This window comes from Kitasatospora sp. NPDC032757, assembly GCF_055579305.1.
Genome location: NZ_JBVINN010000016.1, coordinates 80,741 through 103,116, shown reverse-complemented (window position 1 = coordinate 103,116; position 22,376 = coordinate 80,741). Strand labels below are relative to the sequence as shown.

Here is a 22,376-nt window from a genome sequence, read left to right as displayed (position 1 = left end):
AGCCCACCGGAAAGCGCTCCGACACACCGCTGTCGACCTGGGACTTCGCCCGATGGATGGCAGGATCCGGAGCCCTCGGGAGCCCTCGGGAACAGCGCACGGGGAGCACACGGAGAACTCAAGCGCGCCACCCTGGCGCGGGGATCCGCCGGTCAGGCCCCCTCAAGGTGGCGCGACCGACCCATGTCGATATATCCAGCCATCCTGCGACTATTCCAACAATCCTATTTAGCCGACGACGATAGCCTTCGGTCTGCGGCGGTTTCCGTCGGGAAAACCTCCGGCCGGGGTCGGCAGAGCACGAAAAGCCGACCATCAGACCGCCTTCCCGGGATTGAGGATGCCCAACGGGTCGAAGACCGCCTTCACCTGCCGCTGCAGCTCCACCGCCACCGGCCCCAGCTCGCGCGCCAGCCACTCCCGCTTCAGCAGCCCGACCCCGTGCTCCCCGGTGATCGTGCCGCCCAACTCCAGCCCCAGCGCCATGATCTCGTCGAACGACCGCTGCGCCCGGGCCGTCTCCTCCGGATCGGCGGCGTCGAAGATGACGATCGGGTGCGTGTTGCCGTCCCCCGCGTGGCTCACCACCCCGATGGTCAGCTCGTGCCGTTCGGCGATTCCGGCCACGCCGTTCAGCATCTCGGCCAGCCGGGAGCGCGGCACCGCCACGTCGTCGATCATCGTGGTACCCAGCCGGTCCAGCGCCGGCAGCGCCAACCGCCTGGCCTCCAGCAGCATGTCCGACTCGGTCTGGTCCTCGGCCGGCACCACCTCCGTCGCGCCCGCCGCCCGGCAGATCTCCCCCACCACCGCCAGCTCGGCCGCCGGGTCCGTCCCGTCGAAGGCCACCAGCAGCAGCGCCTGCGTCGACTCCGGCAGCCCCATCTGCCCCAGCTCGTTGACCGCCCGCACGGCCACCGAGTCCATGAGCTCCATCAGCGACGGCGCGAGGCCGCGGGCCATCACCTCACAGACCGCGGCGCCCGCCGCGTCCGCGCTCGGGAACTCCGCCGCCAGCGCCAACTGCGGTGCGGGCGCGGGCCGCAGGGACACCACCGCCCGCACCACCACCCCCAGGGTGCCCTCCGAACCGACCAGCAGCCGGGTCAGGTCGTAGCCGGCGACGCCCTTGGCCGTCCGCCGCCCGGTGGAGAGCAGCCGCCCGTCCGCCAGCACCACGTCCAGCCCGAGCACGTACTCGCTGGTGACGCCGTACTTGACGCAGCAGAGCCCGCCCGCGCCGGTGCCGATGTTGCCGCCGATCGTGCAGGACTCCCAGCTGGACGGGTCCGGCGGGTAGGCGAGCCCCAACTCTCCTGCTGCCCGCGAGAGTTCCGCGTTCACCACACCCGGCTCGACCACCGCGATCCGGTTCACCGGGTCGATCTCCAGGATGCGGTTCATCCTGACCATCGACAGCACGATGCAGCCGTCGACGGCGTTGGCCGCGCCGGAGAGCCCCGTCCGGGCGCCCTGCGGCACCACCGGGACGCGCAGCTCGGTGGCGGTCCGCAGGACGTGCTGCACCTGCTCGACCGTCTCCGGGAAGACCACCACAGCCGGGGTTCCGGCCTCGCAGAACCCGGCCATGTCGTGGCTGTAGGCGGCCATCACATCCGGGTCCACCGCCAGTGCGCCGGCCGGGAGCCCCTGTGCCAGCCGGTCCGTCAGATCACTCATCGCCGCCTCCGATCACCACCCGGCGCACGCCGTCCGGCGGTACGCCGCTCTGCCACGCGCGCCGCCCGACGCCGTACGCCGCCCGGCGGCCGCAGGTGCCCGGACGCGGGCCACGCGGTCGCACGCCGCCCGACGCCCCTGTCCGCACTCTGCCCGGCGGCCGGACGACCGGCAAGTACGCCGCTCCGGCGCGACCCCCGGCCCGGCCCCGCCCACCCACGACCGAGAGCGGCCCCCAGGGAGCCGTTCGGGGAGCTGCGCGGCGCGCCACGCAGCGGCATCCGTCAGACCCGGCGCAGTGCGGCCGACGTCAGCGCGGCGAACCCGGCCGCACCGGCCGCGAGCGCGCAGAGCACCATCGGCGTGCGCGCACCGGCCACGTCGGCGAGGACGCCGAGCAGGCCCGTCGACAGGACCAGCGCGGCGCTCTGCACCAGCGTCAGCAGGGCCTGCACCCGGGAGAGATGGCCGGCCGGGGCGCTCCCCAAAACCAGCGGTCCGAGGTGGCAGGCGAAGAGACCCGATCCGGCCCCGGCCACCACGCCGCCCGCGACCGCCGCCGGCACACCGGGTGACCAGGCCAGCACCGCGATCCCCGCCGAGGCCGTGCAGAGCCCGGCCGCCGCGCCGACCCCGGCCCGCCGCAGGGCACCCCGCCAGGAGATCAGACCGGCCACCACGAGCACCCCGGCCCCCTCCCCGCCGGCCACCAGCCCGGTGGCCCCGGCACCCCAGCCGTTGGCCCTGGCGAGCAGCGGCGCCAGCAGCGAGACCACCGGCAGCAGCGCCCCGGCAGCCGCCCCGGTCAGCAGCAGCGCCGCGCGCAGCAGCGGATCGGCCGGCACCAGCCGGACCGCGTCGGCTGCCTCGCGCAGCAGCCCCGGGGCGGCCGCGGAACGGCCCGGCTCCCGCTCCCCGCGCCGCTCTCCCTCCCGTTCCTCCGACGGCCGGACCCGCAGCAGCACCAGCAGGACGATGCCGAAGCTCACCGCGTCCGCCAGCGCTGCCCCGGGCAGCCCGCCCACCGCCACCAGCGCCCCACCGACCGGCGCCCCGAGCAGCACGGCGATCTGCCCGCCCGCCTGCCGCAGCGCGAGCGCCCGGGGCAGCTGCTCGGCGGCCACCAGGCGGCGCGGCATCGAACCGCTCGCCGGGAGGTGGAACGCGTCGACCGTGCCGATCACGGCGGCCGCCGCAACCAGCAGCCAGAGCGGCGTGCCCCAGCCGGCCGCTGCCCACCCCAGCGCCACCGTGGCGGCCAGCATCACCGCGTCCCCGGCGAGCATGACCGGGCGGGCGCCGAACCGGTCCGCCACCGCGCCGCCCAGCAGCACCAGGGCGGTGCGCGGCAGCGTGATCGCGGTCAGCACCACGCCCGCCGCGCCCCCGCCGTGGACGGACGCGGCCCAGCCCAGCGCGAAGTGGAGCGCGGCATCGCCCAGCAGGCCGGCCTGGGCACCGGCCAGCCAGAGCAGGTACGGGCCCGGGAGCGCGGTCCGCCGTACCGGTGCGGCGTCGGTGCCGGCGGGCGTGGTACCGGCGGGCGGGGCGCCGGCGGGCGTGGGTGTCGTCGTGCTCCCGGTGGCCGTGTTGTCCGTGGTCGTCGCCATACCCGCCGACCGTAGGACCCTCGACCGGGTCGAGGGCAAGCCACCTCCACCGGCGCCGCTGAACTACCCCCGGACCACCGGCTCCTGGAGCTCCGTCACCCAGTCCGCCGGGGCGTCCGGGCACTCCAGGTACACCTCCCGGGCGTACCCCGCCGAGCGGTAGCCGTTCTCGTCGACGAAGCGGGCCAGCGTCTGGAAGGCACCCACCGTGTCGTCCATCGACCCGCGGTGCACGATGGTCGCCGCCTCCTCGATCTCCGGCAGGTCGACCACCGCGAAGCCGTACTCCCCCTCCCCCGCCAGGGACGCCGAAACAGGGACCGCGACCCGGATCAGCACCGCGCCGTCCCCGTCCGGCACGTCCTCGTACCGGGCGACCGACGGGCCGGCCTCCGCCACCCCGGCCTCCGCCAGCCGGCGGCAGAGCTCGGCGAACAGCGGGCCGATCACCGGCCCGATGTCCTCCGGCTCGTAACTCGCCGCGACGCCCGTCAGCTCCGCCACCCGGACCGACGGCACCCGCTTCACCACCACGTCGTGCGCAGACATCGTTCCCTCGCTCTCGATCGTCCGGAGCCTCGCCTCGACCCGGGCCAGCCGCTGGGCGTCCGCCGCCATCGCCGCGGCGAGTTCGGCCCGCCGCAGCCGCAGCATCCCGCGCAGCTCGGCCGCGTCCACCCGGTCGTCCAGGACGGCCAGCACCTGTTGGAGCGTGAAGCCGAGGTCCTTGAGCGCGATGACGCGGTTGAGCCGGGCGAGTTGGGCGGCCTCGTAGAAGCGGTAGCCGCTGGCCGGGTCGACACGCGCCGGGCGCAGCAGCCCGATCGCGTCGTAGTGGCGCAGCATGCGGACCGACACTCGGCCGTGCTTGGCGAAGTCTCCGATGTTGAACATGATTCCTCCAGTGCAGGCCCTCACACCGTGTCATGGTCAAGCACCCGGTCCGTCCTCCCGGCCGCCGGCCCTCCGCCGCCCCTCAGTCGGTCACGTCGAACCCCCGCCGCTGCCCCAACTCCCGCAGGCTGCGCTGCCCCGGGATGCCGTTCGCGTCCGAGCCCGCGTAACCGAGGCTGCGCTGGAAGGCCGCGTACGCCTGCACCGTCCTGGTGCCGAGCGACCCGTCGACCCAACGCTGCTCCAGGAACCCCTCGTCGGCGAGCGCCTGTTCGACGATCCGGACCTCGCCGCCGTAGGTCTGGTGCCCCTGCTCGGCACCGGGGTCGGTCCGCGCCGCCGTGACGATGTGGGCCAGCGAGACCCGGTGCGGCGAGGGCAGCCGGCCGAGCAGCCGGCGCAGCGAGTCCTCGCCCGGCACGCCGTCCGCGGCGGATCCCGAGTAGCCCAGACTGCGCTGGTAGTCCTGGTAGTTGAGGGTGTCGGCGTCCCGCCAGTCCTCGTCCGGCCCGGCCGTGTAGTGCGAGCCGTGCCCCGACGCCACCAGCGCCTCCCCCACCTCCCGGACCTGCGGGCCGTGGGCGCCGTAGCCGTACTCCAGGCCGTTGATGGTCACCCGGTACCGGGCCGGCCCGGTGTCCGGCCGCGGCGGCGGCAGCGGTGTGCCCGTGCCGCCCGCACCCGCGGCGATACGGGGCAGCACCACGTCCCTGAACTGCTGCACCCGCGCATCGCCGGGGCAGGCGGTACCGCCGTCCGACCAGTCCGGAAAGAGCCGGTGGTACCCGAAGCCCGGGTCGTCCGCGCTGCGGCAGACCCGTACGGGGATCCCGTGCTCCCGGTGCAGCCAGACCCCGAGCGCGATCAGCGCCGCGACCTGCGCGTCCGTCCACGGATCGGTGTGCTGGTCGTTGCTGGCCGACTCGACACTCACCGCCCCCGTCCCGTCCGCCCGCCGGTTGGCCCGCATGTTGGCGTCCGCCCGGGTCTGCGTGCCGATGAACTGGCCCACGCACCCGTCGTAGCCGACCCCGAAGTGCGACTCCAGATTGGTCGAGTCCCGCCAGTACTCGTACATGCGCCGCGGCGTCCACGGCGCCGCGATGCTGTGGAAGATCACCTGCGTCGGCACGATCGCCGGCTGCTCGTCCGACTCGGGCTGAAGCTCCATCTTCTCAGCGCCGGGGTACCAGGCCATCCGTCTCTCCTCGCCGGGCCCAGGGCGGTCCGCCCCTTACCCCCGACTAACGAGACCTCCGCCCCCTCAAGAGGACACCCCCTCCCCAAACCCCCCGTTCAGGTGAAACCGGACACCCCTCACGACCCCGGAAACGCAGAAGGCGGGTGCCGACTCGATGTCGGCACCCGCCTTGAGCAGGTGGTTCTCCTACCAGCGGAGAGCGTGGGATTCGAACCCACGGTACGGGGTCACCGCACGACAGTTTTCAAGACTGTTCCCTTAGGCCGCTCGGGCAGCTCTCCAGGCGGAGGTCAGCCTAACGGGTCCGGCGGGGTTCGGTGCACCGGGTTTCGGGGGTCGAGGGGGCCGGTCAGTCGCCGACGCGCTCGGCGAGGGTGACCTTGGTGGTGAAGGTCTGGCCGTTGCGGGTGTACTCGACGTCGACGGTCTCGCCGGGCTTGTGCGTCCAGATCTTGCTGACCAGGGCGGGGCCGTTCTCGATCGGGCTGCCGCCGAGCTTGGTGATGACGTCGCCGGGCTTGAGGCCGGCCTTGTCGGCGGCGCCGCCGGGGGTGACGGCGGGGGTGCCCTGGATGTCCCGGGTCTGGATCTGGGCGCCGTCGCCCTTGTAGTCGTCGTTGCGCAGGACGTCGAGCTTGGCGTAGACCGGCTTGCCGGTCTTGATCAGCGTCTCGGCGACCCACTTGGCCTGGTTGATCGGGATGGCGAAGCCGAGGCCGATGCTGCCGGCCCGGCCGGTGCTGGAGGTGTTGGACTGGATCGCCGAGTTGATGCCCATCACCGCGCCGCTGGAGTCCAGCAGCGGGCCGCCGGAGTTGCCGGGGTTGATGGAGGCGTCGGTCTGCAGGGCGTTCATGTATGAGGACTGGGCGCCGGTCTCGTCGCCGGAGGCGACCGGGCGGTCCTTGGCACTGATGATGCCGGTGGTGACGGTGGACTCCAGACCGTACGGCGCACCGATGGCGATGGTGGAGTCGCCGACGTTGACCTTGTCGGAGTCGGCCAGCGGAAGCGGCGTCAGCTTGCCCTTGGGCGGGCTGTCGAGCTTGATGACGGCGACGTCGTAGCCCTCGGCGCGGCCGAGCACGGACGCGTTGTAGGACGATCCGTCGGCGAACTTGACGGTCAGTTTGCCGCCGCTCGAGGCGGGCGCGACCACGTGGTTGTTGGTGAGGATGTGGCCCTCGGTGTCGAAGACGAAACCGGTGCCGGTGCCGGACTCGCCGTTGCCCTGCGCCTTGATGGTGACGACGCTGGGCAGCGCCTTCTGCGCGATGCCGGCGACGGAACCGGGGGCGGGCTCGTTCCTGCCCGGGTTGCTGGCCTGGACGGGGGTGCTCTTGTGGTCGTCCGCGGCGGAGATGCTGGTGTCGTTGCGGTCGGCGATGGTGACGCCGACCGCGCCGCCGGCCACACCGGCGACCAGGGCGACGGCGGCGACCAGGGCGATCAGGCCGCCGCGCTTCTTGCGCGGGCCGCCGGGCTCGGGGGCGGCGGGGTACTCGCCCGGGTAGCCGAGCGGGCCGCCGGGGTAGCCGGGGCCACCGGGCGTGCCGGCACCGCCGGCGCCACCGGCGGTGGAGTCGTGCATGCCCCAGCCGCCGAGCGGCTGGCCGGCGCCGAACGGGTGGTGCTGGGCCGGCGCGCCGGGAGCCGCCGGGGCGCCGTACGGGTCGTGGGCGGGGGTGGCCGCCGCGACCGGGGCGACGGGCGCGGCCGGGGTCGCGTACGGGTTGCCGGCCGGAGCGGCGGGCGCCGGGGCCGCGTGGGCCGCCGGGGCCGCGTGGGCGGCGGGCGCGGGCGGGGCGGGCGGCAGGACCGGCGGCGGTGCGTCGATGTACCCGGCGTCGGTCACCGCGGGGGCGGCCGGGACGGCCTCCGCAGCGGGCGCGATGGCCGGCTCGGACGCGGCTGCCGGCTCGGGGGCGGTCACCTTGCTGAACGCCAGCGTCGGCGTCGACCGGCCGGCGGCCGGCGTACCCGCCGCGGCGTCGGTCAGGGTGTAGTCGGCCTCGGGCGCCTCTGCGGGGGCGGAACCGGCGGACGCGGACTGCGCCGGACCGTCAGGAGCGGGACCCACCACCCCCTGGCCACCGGAGGGCTGCTCCCCCTGCGGCCCGGTGGACCCAATCTCGCGCTCGGTGCTCACGGACGACCTCCATAGCTGACAGGACCAACAACCATAGTTTTTCGCACACTCGATTCGATTGCCGTAAGGACCCTTCTGAAGAACTCATAAGAATCCTTAGCCCGGTCCAACAGCAGCCCCGATTCGACGCCCCCGACCGGCACCCCGACCGGCACCCCGGCCGGCGGCCCCCGCCGCCCTCCGCGGCGTCCCGCGATGCGGACCGCAGGCGCCTGGCCTTGGCGTACACCCCCGCGCCGGTTAGCCTGTCGCTCCAAACTGACACGCGGGAGCTTGGACCAACCAGGCTGAGAGTGCGCCGGTCGACCGTACGCCACGGACTCCGTGGACGGATCGTCGAGGGGGCGCAGACCGCCGGAACCTGTCCGGGTAATGCCGGCGTAGGGAGTATCGGCCATGCCGCCTGCTTCGCCATCCTCTTCTTCGGGCGCGCCCGCGTCCAAGGATTTCCCCGGGTCGTCCCCGGACGTCCACCCCACGGCCGCTGATTCCGACGCGGCCGCCCCCGCCTCCGGTTCCACCGCCGTGCTGGACCGTCCGCAGCGGACCGAGCGGGTCGAGGCGCCGCTCGTCCTGGACACCGCGCCGCCGCGCACGCTCCGCTTCCGGGACCACTTCGCGCTCTGGATGAACCTCGGCGTCAGCCTGATCGGCTTCACCACCGCCGCCACCGTGCTCGGCGCGCAGGGCAGCGAGCTGTCGCTGGCCGCCGCCGTCACCGCGATCGTGGCCGGCACCGTGGCCGGCACGGCGATGCTCGGCGTGGCCGCGCTGATCGGGGCGCGCACCGGCGCGCCGGCGATGGCGAACCTGCGCGGGCTGTTCGGGACGCGGCTCTCGTACGTGCCGACCGTGCTGAACATCGTCCAGTGCATCGGCTGGGGCGTGTACGAGCTGCTGGTCATCGCGATGGGCGCGCAGACCGTGGCGCACACCGAGGGCTACCGCTGGGTGTTCGTCGTGCTGGCCGGTGCGGTGACGACCGCGCTGACCATCTGGCCGCTGGGCGCGATCGCGGTGCTGCGCCGTTTCGTCGCCGCCGCGGTGGCGGTCGCGATGGTGTACTTCACCGTCCAGCTGGGCCGCCACGGCGTGCCGGACCCGGGCGCGGGCAACTGGCACGGCTTCCTGAAGGCCACCGACGCGATGATCGCCGTCTCGATCTCGTTCGTGCCGCTGGCCGCCGACTACACCCGCCACTCGCGTACGCCGCGCGCCGCGTTCTGGGGCAGCTTCTCCGGCTACACCGTCGCCCAGGTCTGGTGCTACGTGCTCGGGCTGTTCGCGCTGCTGCAGTCCGACGGCGACGCCACCAGGATCTTCGACTCGTTCCTGGGCGTCTGGGCCGGCTGGTTCTTCCTGCTGGTCCTGGTGCTGCGCGAGACCGACCAGTCCTTCGCCAACGTGTACTCGACCGCGATGTCGGTCCACAACCTGCTGCCGAAGGTGGACCGCCGGGTGCTCACCGGCGGGACCGGTGTGCTGATCACCGTGCTGGCGCTGCAGATCACCGAGTTCACCGACTCCTACTATGCCTTCCTGGGCCTGATCGGCTCGGTGTTCGTGCCGATGTTCGCGGTGCTGGCGGTGGACTACTTCCTCGGCGCCGGCCGGCGTGGCTGGAACCTCGCCGACGACGCGCCGTCCCGCTGGCTGATGCTGCTGCCGTGGGCGCTCGGCTTCGCGGTGTACCAGCTGATCGCGCCGACCGCGATCGCCGGCTGGTGGACGGACTTCTGGACCTCCGTCCAGGAGGCGCTGCACTTCACGCCCCAGGAGTGGACCTCGGCGTCGCTGTTCGGCTTCCTGGTGCCGGCCCTGGCCACCTGGGCGCTCACCCCGCTGACCCGCCGGTCCGCACCGGCCGGGAGCCCCACCGCCTGACCCCACCGCCTGACCCCGGCCGCCCGAGCGGCGACGGCTCCACCGAAGACGGCCCCGCCGATTGGGGCCGTCTTCGCCTTCGCGTCACTTCCGCCACCTATCGTGGAGGGTGTGACCAGCCCAGACCTCTCCCCGGCGACGGCGCGCACCGCGACGCCCGTCCAGGTGATCGCCCACCGTGGTTCCTCGCACGCGCTGCCCGAGCACACGCTCGCGGCCTACCGCCGGGCCCTCGAGGAGGGCGCGGACGCCGTCGAGTGCGACGTCCGGGTGACCGCCGACGGGGAGCTCGTCTGCGTCCACGACCGCCGGATCGGCCGGGTCTCGGACGGCCGCGGCACCGTCTCCGCGATGACGCTGGCGCAGCTGGAGGCGCACGACTTCGGCGCGTGGAAGACCGGCGTGCCGAGCGAGGACCCGGAGCTGCGCGGCGTGCTGCGGCTGGAGAGCCTGCTGGAGCTGGTCGCGGACTGCGGACGGCCGGTTGACCTGGCGATCGAGACCAAGCACCCGGTCCGTTTCCGGGGGCGGGTGGAGAGCGAGCTGCTGCGGATGCTCGACCGGTTCAAGATCGGCGGGGCGCAGCAGGGCGAGGAGCCCCGTGAGGGCGACCGCCCGCAGGCCCGGATCATGAGCTTCTCCTCGCTGGCCCTGACCCGGGTGGCCGCCGCCGCGCCGGAGTACCCGCGGGTCTTCCTGTTCGAGCGGATGCTGGCGCTCCAGGGCCGGCTGCGCCCGGGCGCGCCCCTGCCGGGCCGGGCCCGGATCGCCGGGCCGGGCATCGACCTGGTGCGGGCCAGGCCCCGGCTGGTGACGCGGCTGCGCGAGCTGGGCCACCAGGTGCACGTCTGGACCGTGGACGAGCCGGCCGACGTGGAGCTCTGTCTGGAGCTCGGGGTGTCGGCGATCATCACCAACCGCCCGGCGGAGGTGCTGGCCCAGCTCGGCCGGTGATCCCGTTCCGGTTCGTTCGCCCGGTCGCCCCCGCCCGTCCGCCGGTTCGCCCATCCCGCCCGCCCGTCGGTCCGCCCGGTCTCCCGCCCGTAAGTCCGCCCGGTCTCCCGCCCATCCGCCGGTCGGTTGATCGTTCCGGGAGGAACTCAAACCTTCCACGATCGTTTGTGCCGGAGATTATCCGTTTTAACGACGGAGGGTGAGCACCGAATCACCTGTCGCGCACCGAGGGTCGCGGGTCTTGAAATGTCCGCGCGGGATCGCCGCGCGGTCGTTTCCGACGCATTACCAAGGGGCATCCATCCCTCGGCATACGCTGAAGGAGGTCCGGGGGTGGCGTTGATGGTGGCGCGTGAAGTGCCGACTTCATCGACCATGGCAGTGCCGCACGGCCCAGCGAGTGTCGGGGTCGCACGGCGCCGACTGCGTCGAGATCTGGGTGACCGGGAGATACCGGAACCGGTCATTGATGATGCTGTTCTGATCCTTTCCGAACTGCTGAGCAATGCCTGTCGATACGCCCGGCCGCTCGGCCCGCTCCTCGCGCTCGGCCGCAGTGCCCGCGCCGAGGTGGTGGACCAGGTGCTGGTCGGCGTCCCCTCCGGGGCCGCCGGTGCAGCGGGCGCCAAGACCCGGGCGCAGGCCCAGCCGGCCGACGGAGAGGCCGACGGCGGCATCCTGGTCCGCTGGCAGATGCACGCGGACGGAATCCTCACCCTGGAGGTGACCGACGGCGGGTCGCAGACCCGGCCGTCCCCCGCCAGCCCGTCGCTGACCTCGCGCGGCGGCCGCGGGCTGGGCATCGTCGGCCGGCTGGCCAGCGACTGGGGCGTGCGCGACGCGCCCGGCGAGGTCACGGTGTGGGCGGCGCTGCCCGCCCGGGCCCGGCACGCCCGGCGCGCAGGCGGTGATGCCCGCAGCGCCTGACCGTCTGCGGACACCCCCGCCCCGCTCGGCGTCCCGGTGCGTGCCCATGTGCCGGGAGAACGTCAGTAGGCTGCCCGGAGCACAACACAACCGTCCCCGGGAGAGCCGCACCATGGGCAAGAAGGCCGCCAAGAAGGCGCCGCAGCGCAGCCAGTCCACCACCGCCGTCACGGGTGAGATCCCCGTGGTCGGGGCCCGCGAGAACTGCCCCTGCGGTTCGGGCCGCCGGTACAAGGCCTGCCACGGCCGGGAGGCCTCGCACGCCGTGCAGGAGCTGGTGCACCGCCCGTTCGAGGGCCTGCCGGGTGAGGCCGACTGGGTGGCGCTGCGCGAGCTGGTACCGGCCGCGACGGCGCCGCTGACGCTGGCCGCAGGGGTGGCCGAGGCCGCCAACGGTGACGTCCCGTCGGTGACGCTGGCCACCGTCCTGCCGCTGGCCTGGCCGGCGCTGCGCCGCCAGGACGGCTCGATCCTGCTCGGCCTGCAGACCCAGTCCGCCTCCGGCGACCTGAGCCGCGACCTGGCGGACGCCCTGGAGCTGGCGCTGGCCACCGAGCCGGGCACCCCGGTGCCGGCCCGCCGCACCGTCCCGGGCGGCCGCCGCCTGCAGGACCTGCTGGACCTCGACGCCGCCTTCGCGCCCGCCGTGCACACCGGCTTCGAGTTCTGGCTGGAGGACGCCGAGACCGCCACCGGCGAGGTGGCCGCCTCGCTGGAGCGCGCCAACGCCTCGGCGATCCCCACCGAGAAGCTGGCCAGCGTCGACTCGGCGTACTGGTGCGGCACCCCGGACAAGAACCACCTGCGCTGGGTGATGACCGTCCCGGAGGAGCAGCTGCTGGACGCGCTGGCCCGGCTGACCGCCGCCGACCGGTCCTCGATCGGCGAGGACACCCGCCTGGTCGGCTCGTTCCGCGCGCACGGCCTGACCGTCCCGGTCTGGGACCTGCCGCTCGCCATGACGGCGGCCGACTGCGAGAAGCCGGCCGCCGAGTTCGCCGAGCGGCTCGCCGCGACGCTGGCCGACGCCACGCCGCTGACGGCCGAGGAGCGGCGCGCCCGGGCGAACCTGGTGAACCGTCAGGTCACCCTGAACTAAAGGCACCCGGGATCCGGGTGATACGCGTCACATTGGCCGTCGGGGCCGCAATTTCCGGGCTGTGAAGGCCTCTTGGAAATTGGCGTGGCCGCGGATCCTTGTTACTGTCTAAAGAGTCCGGTCGCTGGTGCATCCCCCGTCGCCAGCGGCCGGATCTTTGTTTTTCCGGATCATCCGGTTCGGCCGCGCCGAGGATCATCCGGTTCGAGCGTGCCCGATCAGTATGCCGAGCGCCCGCTGTCCAGCCGGACCGTCGCCTCGACCAACTCGCCCAGTAGCGGCCCGACCTGGGGCAGCCAGACCCCGCCGTCGGCCGCCGGGCGGGGCGCCAGCACCCAGCGCACCCGGCCGCCCGCCCCGCCGCCGGGCGGCAGCGGCAGGAAGCCGCCCGTCCCGTGGTAGCGCAACGAGCCCGGCACCCAAGGGAGTTGGGCGAGCATCTCGCCGAGCGCCTCCAGTGAGTAGGGGGCGACCAGCAGCGCGTAGCGTCCGGGCAGCGCCAGCACCGGGCCGAGCGGCAGACGCAGCGCGCCGAGATAGGCGAGTGCCCGGGCGCCGGCCGCCGCCGGCAGGCTGACCGCCGAGACGGTCCCACCGGTCGCGGCCAGGACGGGCGCGTCCGGGCTCTGCCGCTCCCACCACCACCGCACCATCCGGGCGTCGGTGGTGGCCGCGAGCAGCGGCGGGTCGTGCGGGTGGGCGCCGGGGACGGGGCAGTCGGGGTCGCCGCAGGAGCAGGCGCCGCCCAGCACCAGCGTGCCGGGCACGACGGGCCAGCGGTGGTCGACGGCGGCCGCCAGGGCCTCGGCCAGCCGGGCGGCCCGGGCCTCCGAACGGCTGTTCCTCGGGTTCTCACGCATGGCGCTCGTTCCTTTCCGTGACCGCTCGGTTCGCTCCGGGCCCGCCGGCCCGCGTCGGGGTACGCCGCACCGGCCCGGAGAAATGGGGGCGGGAGGGCACGACGACCGGCGTGGCAGCGGTGGAGCACGGTGTGGAGCACGACCTGAAAGGACCGCGGATTAGAACAGCCCTTGGAACGAGAATCCCGTATGCGACCGGATGGACGCCGCCCGGGCGCGGTTGGTTCCACCGTACGAGTGAGTGACTTCCGGCCGACCCGGCTCACGGGCGGCGGAAGCATACGATCCGGACGGCCACCGGAGCCGTCCTCACGGTTCTGCCCGTTCTCGGCCGCTCCATGCCCTCGGCACCGACCGGCGCGCGCACAGACGGAACGCGCCCCCAGAGCGGACTCCGGGGGAGGTGGAACCGGCCGCCCGCGTCGTCACGGATCTGGACATGCCCCGAATGGCCTGTGTAGAAGTGGTGGCATTGCTGTCGATTCAATGACGAGTAGTAGCGAATCGAGGCGAAACGCGCCCTGTGGCCGTCCTCGCTCCACCCGGCCGTACCTGGGGGTTCCGCATGACACGTACCACCGCGTCAGGAGTGGCGGCATGACCGAGTCCCACCCACCGTCGACGTCCTCCGAGCCGGGTGAGCCCTGCGGCGCCAGCGGGCTCTCGGTGCTCGACCATCCGGCCTTCCCCGGCCCCGCCGCCGGGGAGGCCGACGAGCACACCGGACCGTCCGGGGAGCAGGACGGCCCCGTCGGCGATCAGGGCGGCGTCACCGAGGGCCGCACCGCGCCCCCGTCCGGCGTGCAGGACCGTTTGGCCGGACGGCTGTCCGATTTCACCAGCCTGCACGAGCACACCGAGCTGCTCGCCCGCGCCCGCGGCCTGACCGCCACCCTGGACACCGTGCTGGCCTCCGGCACCGCGCTGCTCGGCGCCCGCCGCGCCCTGCTGGTCACCGCGCTGCCCGGCGGCGGCCCCAGCCAGCCCGTCGGCCACGGCCTGGACCGCGCCAGCCTCGGCTCGCTGGAGACGGTACCGCCGGACCAGAGCCTGGTCGCCCGGCTGCTGCGCGAACACGACCGCCCGGCCGAGTTGTCCTCCCACGACCTCGCCGACGACCCCGCGGTCGGCGCCCGGCTGCGCGAGCTCGCCGCCCACCTCGGCCTCGGCGGCTGCTACGGCCTGCCGCTCGCCACCGAGGAGGAGGGCCCGCTGGCCGCCGCCCTCTGGTTCTACGACGAACCCGCCGGGCCCACCGAGCGCCAGCGCGAGCTGGCCCGCCGGTACTGCGAGGTCGCCGCCCCGCTGCTGGCCAAGCAGCTGGACGCGGAGAAGGTCCGGCGCACCACCGAGGCGCTGCGCCGCGGGCTGCTGCCCGACCGCCTCCCGCAGCCCGCCGGGCTCAGGCTGGCCGCCCGGCTGGTCCCGGCCGGCCTGGACCACTCGTCCGGCAGCGACTGGTACGACGCCATCCCGCTGCCGGACGGCACCGTCGGCCTGACCGTGGGCAGCGTCTCCGGCGACGGCCCCGGCGCCGGACCGGGCTCCGCCCCCGGCGCGGCCGCCGCGATGGGCCGGATCCGGGCGGCGCTGCGGGCGTACGCGGTGCTGGAGGGCGAGGACCCGGTCTCCGTCCTCGGGGACCTCGAGCTGCTGCTCAAGACCACCGAACCGGCCCGCAGCGCCACCGCCGTCTACGCCTGGGTGGAGCCGGAGGACCGCCGGATCACCCTGGCCGGCGCCGGGCACTGCCCACCGGTGCTGGTCACCCGGTACGGCGCCGAGTTCGTGGAGACCTCGCTCTCCGCGCCGCTCGGCATGCTCTCCTGCTGGGAGGCGCCGGGCGTCGAGCTGACCGCCGAGCGCGGCGACACCCTGCTGCTCTACACCGAGGGCCTGGCCCGCCGCTGCGGCCCGACCCTGCACGCCGGGCAGGCCAACCTGCGCCGGGCCGCCGCCGACGCCCCGCGCGACGTGCGGATCGACCCGGACCGGCTCTGTGCCCACCTGCTGGCCGTCTGCCCCGACCCGGGCGCCGGGCCCGCCACCGACGACCTGATGCTGCTGGCCGCCCGCTTCACGTAGGCACCGGCGCCCGCTGTCATGACCCCGGACAGGCGAGCGGCCGGGCGTCCGTACCATGGACGCACGGCCGCCCACGCGCGTCGCGATCCGACGCGGCCCGGGCGGCACCACGCGCAAGGAGGCGACGTACGTGACCGAGGACCGCACCCCGGCGGTGGCCGAGAACCCCGAGGCCGCCGACGGCGACGAGACGCCGAAGTTCAAGGGTGGCCGCAAGAACGGCCTCTACTCGGAGGTCTCCGACGAGCTGGCCGCCTCGATGAAGTCCGGCTGGGCCGACACCGAGCTGCACGGCCTCACCCCGGTCGCCCAGGCCCCGTACGCCGCCGAGCGCCGTGCCCGGCTCTCCGCCGCCTACCCCGGCGAGCGCCTCGTCGTCCCGGCCGGCAACCTGCGGGTGCGCGCCAACGACACCGACTACGGCTTCCGCGCCGCCAGCGAGTACGTGCACCTCACCGGTGACCAGACCGAGGACGCGGTGCTGGTCGCCGAGCCCACCGGCGACGCCGGCCACGAGTTCGGGCTCTACCTGCTGCCCCGCTCGAACAGGGAGAACGGTGAGTTCTGGCTGGACGGGTACGGCGAGCTCTGGGTCGGCCGCCGGCACAGCCTCACCGAGCAGCGGCAGCTGCTCGGCCTGCCCGCCCGCGACGTCCGCAAGGCCGCCGACGAGCTGGCCGAGCGGGCCAAGGGCGGCTCCGTCCCGACCCGCATCGTGCGCGGCTACGACGCCGGGCTGGAGGCCGCGCTCGCCGAGGTGCTGGACGCCGACAAGGACGCCGAGCTCAAGGAGTTCCTGAGCGGCCTGCGGCTGGTCAAGGACGAGTGGGAGGTCGGCGAGCTGCGCGCCGCCTGCACCGCCACCGTCAACGGCTTCACCGACGTGGTCCGCGAGCTGGGCCAGGCCGTCGCCACCTCGGAGCGCTGGATCGAGGGCACCTTCTGGCGCCGCGCCCGGGTCGAGGGCAACGACGTCGGCTACGGCTCCATCTGCGCCGCCGGCGCGCACGCCACCACCCTGCACTGGGTCCGCAACGACGGCGAGGTCCGCCCGGGCGAGCTGCTGCTGCTGGACGCCGGCGTGGAGACGCACACCCTCTACACCGCCGACGTCACCCGCACGCTGCCGATCGACGGCCGGTTCAACGAGCTCCAGCGCAAGATCTACGACGCGGTCTACGACGCGCAGGAGGCCGGCATCGCGGCCGTGAAGCCGGGCGCCCGGTTCCGCGACTTCCACGACGCCTCCCAGCGCGTGCTCGCCGAGCGCCTGCTCGCCTGGGGCCTGCTGGACGCCTCGGCGTACGACGTCGAGAAGGTCCTGGAGCTGGGCCTCCAGCGCCGCTGGACCCTGCACGGCACCGGCCACATGCTCGGCCTGGACGTCCACGACTGCGCGCACTCCCGCACCGAGGAGCACGTCGACGCGCTGCTGGTGCCCGGCATGGTGCTCACCGTCGAGCCCGGCCTGTACTTCCAGCAGGACGACCTGACGGTGCCCGAGGAGTACCGCGGCATCGGCGTCCGGATCGAGGACGACATCCTGGTCACCGCCGACGGCAACGAGAACCTCTCGGCCGGCCTCCCCCGGCGCGCCGAGGACGTCGAGGCGTGGATGGCCTCGCTCGCCTGAGCCCGTGGCGACGGTGACGGCCCGGCTCCCCCGCGTCACGGGGAGCCGGGCCGCGCCGTCGTGGTCAGGACTTCACGGCGGGGTGCAGGACGACCGGCTCGGCGTACGGAGGTATCCCACGGCACGCGAGAGGCGCCGCGGCCGGGGCGAACCCTGCTCGCGGCGCCTCACCGGGCCGAACGGGCGCGCTACTTGACGGCCACCCGGACCGGGATGCTGCGGGTGCCGAGCGTGGTGAACGGGCCCTGATCCGGGATCATCAGCGCGTTCGCGGTCACCGGCATCACCCCGGCGCCGTCCTCGCCGGTCAGCTTCATCCGGTACTTCACCGTCACGCTCTGCCCGGGAGCCAGTGCGAAGGCACCGGCCGTGGTCGGCTTGCCCGCCGCCGGCTGGGCGATGTCCAGCGGGCTCCAGGTGGCACCGTCCTGGCGCTCCATCGCCCCGTGCACGGCCGGCTGGCTGCCGGCGTAGGCCTCCGCGTACACCTGGGGAACGACGGAGCTGAGGTTGGTCTGGCCGGTGTTCTTGAAGGTGACCGAGAAGGCCACCGGGTTGCCGTCGTTCAGCACCTGCTGGCCCGTTCCGAGACCGTCGACGGTGACCGCGACGGCCTGGCCCGTTGCCGCCGGCGGGGCCTGGCGGCCGCTGAGGTCGATGGTGTCGAGGATCGACACCAGGGCCGACTGGTACTCCGGCTTGAGACCGTTCGCGGCGATGAAGACCTGATCGGTCTTCAGCCCCCACAGCTGTGCGGTGAACTCGTCCCCGGGCTTGCAGGTGACCTGCCACTGCGTCTTGTTGATCGGCCGCCCGGCCACGATGTCGCGGCTGCGCACCGGCGTGCCGATCTTCATGGGGCCGTCGGGGACGTACGGGTGGCCCCAGACCGGGCAGTAGGGCTGGTGGCTGAAGCCGTCCGGCGCGTCCAGGTCGGACGCGGTGGGCCAGGTCGCGTGTTCGACCTCGTCCGCGGTGAGGTAGGACGCGATCAGCACGCCGTAGGGCGCGCACGTCTGCTCGGCGCCCGCGGGCGCCCCCGGGCTCAGGACGCACACCGAGGTCTGCGACGGGCCGGGCGGCACCACCTTCCACCCCGCCGGCACCTTGAACTTGACGCCACGGAAGGTGTACGGGACGGAGGCCGACTGCGGCGGCGCGCTGCTGGTCGGGGCGGCGGGCGACGTGGCGGCGCCGGCCGGCTTCGCGGGCTCGTCCCCCTCCCCCGGATCGGCCGCCGGGGGCGAGGCGGAGGTCGGGGTCGCGGTCGGGCTCTGCGAGGGCGTCGGCTCCGCCGTCGGGCTCGGGCTCGCCGTGACCGTTTCGGTGGCGGTGGCGCTGGCGGCCGGTCCCGGGTCCTGCTGCCCGGCGACGGAGTCGCCGCGGAATCCGAGCACGCCGAACGCCATCGCGGCGGCCAGGCCGAACAGCGGCACGGCGGCGATGTACGCCGGCCGCAGCCGGCGCACCCGGTTCTTCGGCGGCGCGGACGGGCGGAGGCTGTGCGCGGTGATCTGCGTCGCGCGGGCGTTCATCGCCTCGCGGAGCAGCAGTTCCATCGGGGTTTCGTCCGGCCCGCCACTGTCGCCGCCGGATAGGCGGGGAAGCTTGTCGGTCATCGAACCTTCTCCAGATGCTTTTCCAAGGCGTCCAATGCCCGGCTGGCGGTGGACTTCACGGCGCCCCGGGAGAGCCCCAGGGTCTCGGCTATCTGCGCCTCCGACAGGTCCGACCAGTAGCGCAGCACGAGTACCTCGCGCTGGCGTGGGGTCAGTTCCTGCAGGGCGACCAGGACCCGCCGGTGCTCGTCGTTGAGCACGGCGTGGTCCTCGGCCGACGGCGCATCGGCCTCGTGCGGAGGTACGTATTCGCGGGCCGTCTTCCGGCGCCGCAGCATCGACCGGGCACCGTTGACCACGGAGGTCCGCAGGTACCCGAGCGCGTTGTCCAAGTCCTCCAGCTGCTCCCCGTAGCGCTGGTAGAGCTGGGTGAAGGCCTCCTGGACCACGTCCTCGGCCAGGTCCTGATGGTCGACCAGGAGGACCGCCATCCGTACCAGGCCCAGCCGGTGCGCGTGGTAGAGGTCGGTCAGGGTCGGCCGCTCCTCCTCGGCCGCCTGCTTGCGCCCCCCGCGAAGCAGTCGGAAGCCCGAACGGCGCTGCGCCGCCTCCTGCTCCGGGCCCGCGCCGACCGTCGCACCGGCGGCCTCCTGAGCTCCGAAGAAGAGAACGGCCAGCCCGGCGAAGGAGAAGCCGCGGCCCCTCCCGGGTCCCACAATCGGCCCGATGGCCATGGACATGTACGTTCTGCTTTCCCCCAGGACGGCATCCGGCACCGGCCGGCCCGTCAGGACCTGTGATCAAGATCGTGATCTGCGGGAATCCTGCCAGTACCGCTCTTCCGGCTCCGGATGCCCCCCCATATCGATGGACGCGCGGGGGCGCCCGAGGTTGCAGTCGTCCTCGGAGAAATTCCGCACTGGCCGGAACAGCTACACTCACCGCCATCCCGCCACCCGTCAGCAGGGGGTCCCCCATGGCCGAGCAGCAGCAGCCCGACCGGCAGACGACCGGGCCGGTGGCCGTCGCGATCGGGCGGCGGCCGGAGCCGGTCCACGATGTCGCGGTGTACGCCTTCGACGGCATGACACCGTTCGAACTCGGCGTGGTGGTCGAGGTGTTCGGGCTGGCCAGGCCGGAGCTCAGCGGACTGCTGGCGGCCCCCTGGTACGGGCTGAAGGTCTGCGCCGACCGGCCGGGCACCGCCCTGCGGGCCGTCGGCGGCTTCTCGCTCACCGCCCATCACGGCCTCGACGACCTCGCCGCCGCCGACACCGTGGTGATCCCCGGGGTGCCGAACGCCTTCAGCGGCGAGGTCTCCCCCGGCCTGGTCGCCGCGCTGCGCACGGCGCACGAACGCGGCGCCCGGATCGTCTCGATCTGCTCGGGCGCCTTCGCGCTGGCCGCCGCCGGCCTGCTGGACGGCCACGAGGCCACCACGCACTGGCGGTACGCCGAACTGCTCCAGCAGCGCCACCCGTCGGTGCGCGTCAACCCGGACGTCCTCTACGTGGACGGCGGCTCCGTGCTGACGAGCGCCGGCAGCGCCGCCGGCATCGACCTCTGCCTCCACCTGGTCCGCCGCGACCACGGCGCCAAGGTGGCCAACAGCGTCGCCCGCCGCTTCGTGGTGCCGCCCCACCGGGACGGCGGCCAGGCCCAGTTCATCGAGGCCGCGGTCCGGCCGGTCGAGGGGGAGGACGACGGCATCGCCCGCTCCATGCAGTGGGCGATGGACCACCTCTCCTCCCCGCTGACCATCTCCCTGCTGGCCCGCGCCGCCCGGATGTCGGACCGCTCCTACCTGCGCCACTTCACCGCCCGCAACGGCACCAGCCCGATGCGCTGGGTCGTCACCCAGCGCATCGCGGCCAGCCTGCCGCTGCTCGAATCCCCGGACGGCTCGGTGGAGGAGATCGCCACCGCCGTCGGCTTCGAGAGCGCCGCGACCTTCCGTCACCACTTCGGCCGCGTGATGCGCACCTCCCCCACGGCCTACCGCCGCAGCTTCGGCCGTGGGGTGGCCTGAGCGCCGGGACGTTACGCCGACTCGCCGGTGCGGAAGGCCGCGTTGGCGAGCATGGCGTCGTGCAGCCACTGGGCGAGGCCCGGGGCGAGCTGCTCGTAGGTGGCGGTGAACCGCGGGTCGGCGACGTACATCCCGGCGATGCCGCGGTGGATCTCGAAGGTGCAGTCGTAGAAGTTGTCGCAGATGTGCTGCCGGTGGACCTCGGCGAGGTCCATGGCCGGGCCGCCGTCGGCGGGCTCGCCGGCGGTGAAGACCTCGACCAGGCGGGCGTTGAGCGCGTCCGTCTCGGCCTTGATCCGCTCCCAGTCGGCCTTGCCGTAGCCACCGGTGCGCCGCTGGGACTGCGCCCAGGCCGCGGTGTCGCCCCAGCGCTGCTCGGCCTCGGTCTCCCACTCCTCCTTGTAGGACTCACCGAAGAGCTCGAACTTCTCCTCCGGGGTCAGCTGAATACCCATCTTCTCTGCCTCCATGGCGTGTTCGACGGCCGCGGCCAGTTCCTGGAGGTGGGCGATGCGGTCGGTCAGCAGCCGGTGCTGGCGCCGCAGGTGTTCGCTCGGGGTGACCGAGTGGTCGTCCAGGATGGCCGCGATCTCCTCGAGGGGGAACCCGAGTTCGCGGTAGAACAGGATCCGCTGCAGCCGGTCGAGGTCGGCGTCCTGGTACCGGCGGTAGCCGGCCGGGGTCCGGCCCCGGGGGGACAGCAGTCCGATCTCGTCGTAGTGGTGCAGGGCGCGGACGGTGACCCTGGCGATCTTCGCCACCTCACCGACCGAGTATCCGCCGCTCATGCGCCCACCTCTCTGCGCCCGGCAGCCGGTTCGCGAGACGCGTGCCGTCCACCGGCCCGCTCGTTGCGCCCGCTCATACGAGTTGCTCCCTTCTTGCTGACCACGACCCTCCCGCCTCCCGTTGCGTGAGGGTCAAGCCCAGTGTCACGGGCCCCGCGCGCACCGGGGGCCGTCAGCCCCGTGCGACTCTCCGAGCCGAGGGCCGCGACCCGGCCCCAGGTTGGACGAAGCCGCCTATTGCCGGGCCGGGGCGGCGGCCGGAACCATGGGCGCCATGACCACCACCCCTGCGCCCCTGGTACGACGGCTGGCCGCGGAGGCGGTCGGCACGACGGCGCTGGCCGCCGTGGTGGTCGGCTCGGGCATCCAGGCCGCCGCACTCAGCTCCGACGGCGCCGTGCGCTTCCTCGCCAACGTCGGCGCCTCCGCGTTCGCCCTGGCGGTGCTGATCGAACTGCTCGGCCCGGTCTCCGGCGGGCACTTCAACCCGCTGGTGACGGCGGGTGCGTGGTGGACCGGCCGGCGCGACGGCAGCGGGCCGGCGCCGACGCTGCGCGAGCTGGGCGCGTACGCGGCGGCGCAGACGGCCGGCGCGGTGGCCGGGACGGGCCTGGCCAACGTGATGTTCGGGCGGCCGTTCGCCGAGCCGTCCGGGCACGGCCGGGACGGGACGGCCCTCTGGCTGGGCGAGGTGGTGGCCACCGGAACGCTGATGCTGGTGGTCGCCGGGCTGGCCGGCAGCGGGCGCGGGCGGCTGGTGCCGGCGGCGGTCGGCCTCTGGGTCGGGGCGGCCTGCTGGGCCACCTCCTCGGGCGGGTTCGCCAACCCGGCGGTCACCCTCGGGCGGACGCTGACCGACAGCTACACCGGGATAGCGTTCGGCTCCGTGCCGGGCTTCGTGCTGGCCCAACTGACCGGGGCCGCGGTCGGCGTGGCGCTGGCGGCGGTGCTGTTCGACCGGTCCCGGGCGGCCCGGCCCACCGCGGTGCCGGACGACGCGCGCCGCCTCGTCGCGGGCTGAGGA

General features: G+C 74.0%; 17 protein-coding genes, 1 tRNA gene and 1 riboswitch. Of the genes, 8 read left to right on the top strand and 10 right to left on the bottom strand.

The genetic code is table 11. From position 1 onward, the window contains the following. Positions 1 to 315: 315 nt before the first annotated feature. The 6 genes from ACZ5WK_RS19680 to ACZ5WK_RS19655 form a co-directional block, all read right to left on the bottom strand. On the bottom strand, positions 316 to 1,680 hold the full coding sequence (locus tag ACZ5WK_RS19680; protein WP_465548656.1) for an FAD-binding oxidoreductase: 1,365 nt from the start codon (positions 1,678 to 1,680) through the stop codon (positions 316 to 318). Between the two features lie 284 nt (positions 1,681 to 1,964). Beyond that, the gene (locus ACZ5WK_RS19675) at positions 1,965 to 3,290 is read right to left on the bottom strand and encodes an MFS transporter (protein ID WP_465548655.1); all 1,326 of its coding nucleotides are present in this window, start codon (positions 3,288 to 3,290) and stop codon (positions 1,965 to 1,967) included. 63 nt (positions 3,291 to 3,353) lie between these two features. After that, positions 3,354 to 4,184: a MerR family transcriptional regulator gene (locus ACZ5WK_RS19670; RefSeq protein ID WP_465548654.1), complete on the bottom strand. Its 831-nt coding sequence runs from the start codon at positions 4,182 to 4,184 to the stop codon at positions 3,354 to 3,356. Between the two features lie 82 nt (positions 4,185 to 4,266). Continuing rightward, positions 4,267 to 5,382 (bottom strand): peptidoglycan-binding protein, encoded by a 1,116-nt coding sequence (locus tag ACZ5WK_RS19665; protein ID WP_465548653.1) that lies wholly within the window; start codon positions 5,380 to 5,382, stop codon positions 4,267 to 4,269. Between the two features lie 196 nt (positions 5,383 to 5,578). Further along, a tRNA-Ser gene (locus ACZ5WK_RS19660) sits at positions 5,579 to 5,666 on the bottom strand. A 68-nt stretch (positions 5,667 to 5,734) separates the two neighbouring features. Continuing rightward, positions 5,735 to 7,534 carry a S1C family serine protease gene (locus ACZ5WK_RS19655; protein ID WP_465548652.1) on the bottom strand — a complete coding sequence of 600 codons (1,800 nt, stop codon included), beginning with the start codon at positions 7,532 to 7,534 and terminating at the stop codon, positions 5,735 to 5,737. 255 nt (positions 7,535 to 7,789) lie between these two features. Beyond that, a riboswitch (TPP riboswitch) is annotated at positions 7,790 to 7,938 on the top strand. On the opposite strand from ACZ5WK_RS19655, the gene ACZ5WK_RS19650 reads away from it, so the two are divergent. The 4 genes from ACZ5WK_RS19650 to ACZ5WK_RS19635 all read left to right on the top strand — a co-directional run bounded on the left by ACZ5WK_RS19650 (position 7,931) and on the right by ACZ5WK_RS19635 (position 12,398). Further along, positions 7,931 to 9,418 (top strand): purine-cytosine permease family protein, encoded by a 1,488-nt coding sequence (locus ACZ5WK_RS19650; protein ID WP_465548651.1) that lies wholly within the window; start codon positions 7,931 to 7,933, stop codon positions 9,416 to 9,418. Its footprint overlaps the riboswitch before it by 8 nt. A 111-nt stretch (positions 9,419 to 9,529) precedes the next feature. Beyond that, positions 9,530 to 10,372, top strand: coding sequence for a glycerophosphodiester phosphodiesterase family protein (locus tag ACZ5WK_RS19645; protein ID WP_465548650.1), 843 nt, complete (start codon positions 9,530 to 9,532; stop codon positions 10,370 to 10,372). 333 nt (positions 10,373 to 10,705) lie between these two features. Beyond that, positions 10,706 to 11,299, top strand: coding sequence for an ATP-binding protein (locus tag ACZ5WK_RS19640; RefSeq protein WP_396324128.1), 594 nt, complete (start codon positions 10,706 to 10,708; stop codon positions 11,297 to 11,299). A 112-nt stretch (positions 11,300 to 11,411) separates the two neighbouring features. Further along, positions 11,412 to 12,398, top strand: coding sequence for a DUF5926 family protein (locus ACZ5WK_RS19635; RefSeq protein WP_465548649.1), 987 nt, complete (start codon positions 11,412 to 11,414; stop codon positions 12,396 to 12,398). 218 nt (positions 12,399 to 12,616) lie between these two features. Here the strand turns inward: ACZ5WK_RS19635 and ACZ5WK_RS19630 are convergent, their stop codons facing one another. Then, positions 12,617 to 13,258, bottom strand: coding sequence for a bifunctional DNA primase/polymerase (locus tag ACZ5WK_RS19630; protein ID WP_465548648.1), 642 nt, complete (start codon positions 13,256 to 13,258; stop codon positions 12,617 to 12,619). 597 nt (positions 13,259 to 13,855) lie between these two features. Here ACZ5WK_RS19630 and ACZ5WK_RS19625 point away from each other — a divergent pair. Together ACZ5WK_RS19625 and ACZ5WK_RS19620 are read left to right on the top strand one after the other, a co-directional pair. Further along, positions 13,856 to 15,343, top strand: coding sequence for a PP2C family protein-serine/threonine phosphatase (locus ACZ5WK_RS19625; RefSeq protein ID WP_465548647.1), 1,488 nt, complete (start codon positions 13,856 to 13,858; stop codon positions 15,341 to 15,343). A 130-nt stretch (positions 15,344 to 15,473) separates the two neighbouring features. Beyond that, positions 15,474 to 16,976, top strand: coding sequence for an aminopeptidase P family protein (locus ACZ5WK_RS19620; protein ID WP_465548646.1), 1,503 nt, complete (start codon positions 15,474 to 15,476; stop codon positions 16,974 to 16,976). A 188-nt stretch (positions 16,977 to 17,164) separates the two neighbouring features. Here the strand turns inward: ACZ5WK_RS19620 and ACZ5WK_RS19615 are convergent, their stop codons facing one another. Both ACZ5WK_RS19615 and ACZ5WK_RS19610 read right to left on the bottom strand, forming a co-directional pair. Then, complete coding sequence (locus ACZ5WK_RS19615; protein WP_465548645.1) at positions 17,165 to 18,595, bottom strand: hypothetical protein; 1,431 nt, start codon at positions 18,593 to 18,595, stop codon at positions 17,165 to 17,167. After that, positions 18,592 to 19,275 carry an RNA polymerase sigma factor gene (locus ACZ5WK_RS19610; RefSeq protein WP_465548644.1) on the bottom strand — a complete coding sequence of 228 codons (684 nt, stop codon included), beginning with the start codon at positions 19,273 to 19,275 and terminating at the stop codon, positions 18,592 to 18,594. The genes ACZ5WK_RS19615 and ACZ5WK_RS19610 overlap by 4 nt, the downstream gene beginning before the upstream one ends. Positions 19,276 to 19,511: 236 nt before the next feature. On the opposite strand from ACZ5WK_RS19610, the gene ACZ5WK_RS19605 reads away from it, so the two are divergent. Then, positions 19,512 to 20,564: a helix-turn-helix domain-containing protein gene (locus ACZ5WK_RS19605; RefSeq protein ID WP_465548643.1), complete on the top strand. Its 1,053-nt coding sequence runs from the start codon at positions 19,512 to 19,514 to the stop codon at positions 20,562 to 20,564. A gap of 11 nt (positions 20,565 to 20,575) precedes the next feature. Here the strand turns inward: ACZ5WK_RS19605 and ACZ5WK_RS19600 are convergent, their stop codons facing one another. Further along, positions 20,576 to 21,352 (bottom strand): MerR family transcriptional regulator, encoded by a 777-nt coding sequence (locus ACZ5WK_RS19600; protein ID WP_465548642.1) that lies wholly within the window; start codon positions 21,350 to 21,352, stop codon positions 20,576 to 20,578. A 274-nt stretch (positions 21,353 to 21,626) separates the two neighbouring features. On the opposite strand from ACZ5WK_RS19600, the gene ACZ5WK_RS19595 reads away from it, so the two are divergent. Further along, entirely contained in the window at positions 21,627 to 22,373 is a 747-nt protein-coding gene (locus ACZ5WK_RS19595; RefSeq protein WP_465548641.1) for an aquaporin, read from the top strand. The last annotated feature ends 3 nt before the right edge of the window (positions 22,374 to 22,376 follow it).